This is a genomic window from Isoptericola sp. NPDC060257, assembly GCF_042726645.1.
Taxonomy (GTDB): domain Bacteria; phylum Actinomycetota; class Actinomycetes; order Actinomycetales; family Cellulomonadaceae; genus Isoptericola; species Isoptericola nanjingensis.
In genome coordinates this window covers 1-2,928 of sequence record NZ_JBHXAW010000392.1, presented here as the reverse complement: position 1 = coordinate 2,928, position 2,928 = coordinate 1, and the positions used below count along the sequence as shown (strand labels likewise).

The 2,928-nt window shown below is 70.8% G+C and carries 3 protein-coding genes; all 3 read right to left on the bottom strand.

All coding sequences use genetic code 11. The features are described 5' to 3' along the window. Positions 1-57: 57 nt before the first annotated feature. The 3 genes from ACFWEK_RS20445 to ectA all read right to left on the bottom strand — a co-directional run bounded on the left by ACFWEK_RS20445 (position 58) and on the right by ectA (position 2,564). Positions 58-462 carry an ectoine synthase gene (locus tag ACFWEK_RS20445; protein ID WP_430546779.1) on the bottom strand — a complete coding sequence of 135 codons (405 nt, stop codon included), beginning with the start codon at positions 460-462 and terminating at the stop codon, positions 58-60. 44 nt (positions 463-506) lie between these two features. Continuing rightward, entirely contained in the window at positions 507-1,817 is a 1,311-nt protein-coding gene (gene ectB / locus ACFWEK_RS20440; protein WP_430555227.1) for a diaminobutyrate--2-oxoglutarate transaminase, read from the bottom strand. Positions 1,818-1,937: 120 nt separating this feature from the next. After that, the gene (gene ectA, locus ACFWEK_RS20435) at positions 1,938-2,564 is read right to left on the bottom strand and encodes a diaminobutyrate acetyltransferase (RefSeq protein ID WP_430555226.1); all 627 of its coding nucleotides are present in this window, start codon (positions 2,562-2,564) and stop codon (positions 1,938-1,940) included. Positions 2,565-2,928: the final 364 nt, after the last annotated feature.

Here is a 2,928-nt window from a genome sequence, read left to right as displayed (position 1 = left end):
TGGCCCTGTTTCGTCGCGAAACAGGGCCACGATTCCACCCACAACTGGTCGGGCCGGTCAGACGGCGGCGGCCTCGGGCTCGGTGACGAGGGGGTAGACGCCGTTCTCGTCGTGCACCTCGCGCCCGGTGACCGGCGGGTTGAACACGCACACGCACGTGATGTCGGTGCGCGGGCGCACCTTGTGCTTGTCGTGGTCGTTGAGCAGGTACAGCGAGCCGGGCTTCAGCTGGTGCACCTCGCCGGTGCCGAGGTCCTCGATCTCGCCCTCGCCGGACGTGATGAAGACGGCCTCGATGTGGTTGGCGTACCAGAAGAAGCTCTCGGTGCCGGCGTACAGGGTGGTCTCGTGCACGGAGAAGCCGACCCCCTCCTTCGCCAGGATGATCCGCTTCGAGCGCCAGTTCTCGCTCTTGACGTCGGCGTCGGTGTCGGTGATCTCGTCGAGCGTGCGCACGAGCATGGGTGGTACCTCCGGTGGTTCGGGTGCGGTGGGTCGGGTGCGGGTCAGGCCGTCGGCGCGGGCAGGACGGCGGCCACGGAGTCGCTGATGATGCGCAGGCCGCGCTGCAGCTCGTCGTAGGTGATCGTCAGCGGCGGCAGCAGCTTGACGACCTCGCCGTCGGGGCCCGAGGTCTCCATGAGCAGCCCGCGGGAGAACGCCTCGTCGCAGATGCGGCCCGCGGTCTCGCCGTCGGGCGTCTGCAGGCCGCGCGCGAGGCCGCGGCCCTTGGCGACCAGCACGTCGTCGCCGTAGCGGGCGACGAGGGAGTTGAAGTGCGCCTCGACGAGCGCGCCCTTGTCGATCGTGGCCGTCTCGAGCGTGTCGTCCGTCCAGTAGGTCCGGATCGCCTCGGACGCCGTCGCGAAGGCGGGGGCGAAGCCGCGGAAGGTGCCGTTGTGCTCGCCCGGCTCCCAGATGTCCAGCTCGGGGCGCACGAGGGTGAGCGCCATCGGCAGGCCGTAGCCGGAGATCGACTTCGACAGGCAGATGATGTCGGGCACGATGCCGGCCTCCTCGAACGAGAAGAACTTGCCGGTGCGGCCGCAGCCCATCTGGATGTCGTCCAGGATCAGCAGGATGTCGTGGCGCTTGCACAGGTCGGCCAGGCCGCGCAGCCACTCGGCGCGCGCGGCGTTGATGCCGCCCTCGCCCTGCACCGTCTCGACGATGACGGCGGCGGGCGCGTTGAGGCCCGAGCCGCTGTCCTCGAGCAGGCGCTCCAGGTACACGAAGTCGGGCACGTCGCCGTCGAAGTAGTCGTCGTACGGCATCGGGGTGGCGTGCACCAGGGGGACGCCGGCGCCGCCGCGCTTCATGGAGTTGCCCGTCACGGACAGCGCGCCCAGCGTCATGCCGTGGAAGGCGTTGGTGAAGTTGATGACCGACTCGCGGCCCGTCACCTTGCGCGCCAGCTTGAGGGCCGCCTCCACCGCGTTGGCGCCGCCCGGGCCGGGGAACACGACCTTGTGGTCCAGCCCGCGCGGCTCCAGGATCACCTCGTTGAACGTCTCCAGGAACTCGCGCCGCGCCGAGGTGAACATGTCCAGCGTGTGCACCATGCGGTCGTCGGCGAGGTAGTCCAGCAGCACCTGCTTGAGCAGCGGGTTGTTGTGCCCGTAGTTGAGCGTGCCGGCGCCGGCGAAGAAGTCGAGGTACTCGGTGCCGTCCTCCGCGTGCACCGTCGCGCCCGAGGCCCGGTCGAACACGACGGGCCAGGAGCGCGAGTAGCTGCGGACCTCGGACTCCAGGGCGGTGAAGCCCAGCGGGTCGTCGGCGGCGGACGCTTCGGTGGTGGGGACGGTCGGGGTTGTCACGAAGGACACTCCTTGAGGTGGTGCGCGCCGGTGCGGTGTCTTGTGGTGGAGAGGGCTGCGTCGTCACCTGCGCGCCGAACCGGCGCAGCCCGAGGTCCGGGGACCTGAGAGGTACGGACGTCAACGGGGAGGGCGGATGCCCTCGATCACCAGCAGCGGCTCGGCCTCGTGGCCGTCGGGGAAGTGCGCGGCCTCGTAGCCCGTCGTCTCGCGCAGGGTCGCGCCGCGCTCGGCGGCCCATCGCGCGAACACGCGCCGCGAGGGCGCGTTGTCCGTGGTCACGGTGGTGTGCAGCCGGGTGACGGCGGGGCCGTCGCCGTCCACCGTCGCGTCGACGACGGCGTCCAGCAGCCGCCCCGCGACGCGCCGGCCGCGGGCCCGCGGGTCGACGGCGACCTGCCACACGAACAGCGTGGCGGGGTCGGCCGGCAGCCGGTACGCGGAGACGAAGCCCACGGGCTCGCCCTCCGTGCCGGTGCGGTCGGTGCCGTCGGGGAGGAATGCCAGGCGGCAGGTCGCGGCGAAGTGGTCCGCGAGCAGCAGGTAGGCGTAGGAGGAGTTGAGGTCGAGCGAGCCCGAGTCGCGCGCCAGGCGCCACATCGCGGCGCCGTCCTGCGTTGTCGGCGGGCGCACCGTGAGACCCGGGAGGGGCTCCGCGGCGCGGGACGACGCCGTGTCGTCGGCCAGGCTGTCGGTCGAGCTGTCGTCGGTCGAATGGTTGGTCGTTGCGGTGTCCGTCGTGTCCATACCGCCATCGACCATAGACGCATCACGGGGGAAACTTCACCTTGGCCATGACCATTCCTCGACCGGTCGGGCATGGCGGCGGGGCCCCGATCGTTGGCAGCGCAACGAAAGGTCGTGTTGACCATCGACGGATCATCGACGGATCTATGGATCGCCATCCGTCTCGGATGATGAGACCGGTGGGGGTGAAGTCACCGGGCGGTGCCGGGGACGACGATGGGCGTGCCCGTCGGGACGGGCACGCCCATGGCATGCGTCGGTGCCGGGCAGGGCCCGGGGAGGTCAGCCCGCGAAGGGCGTGGCCTTGAGGATCTCGACGGGGATCTCGCGACCGTTCGGCGCGGTGTAGGCCACCTTCTCGCCG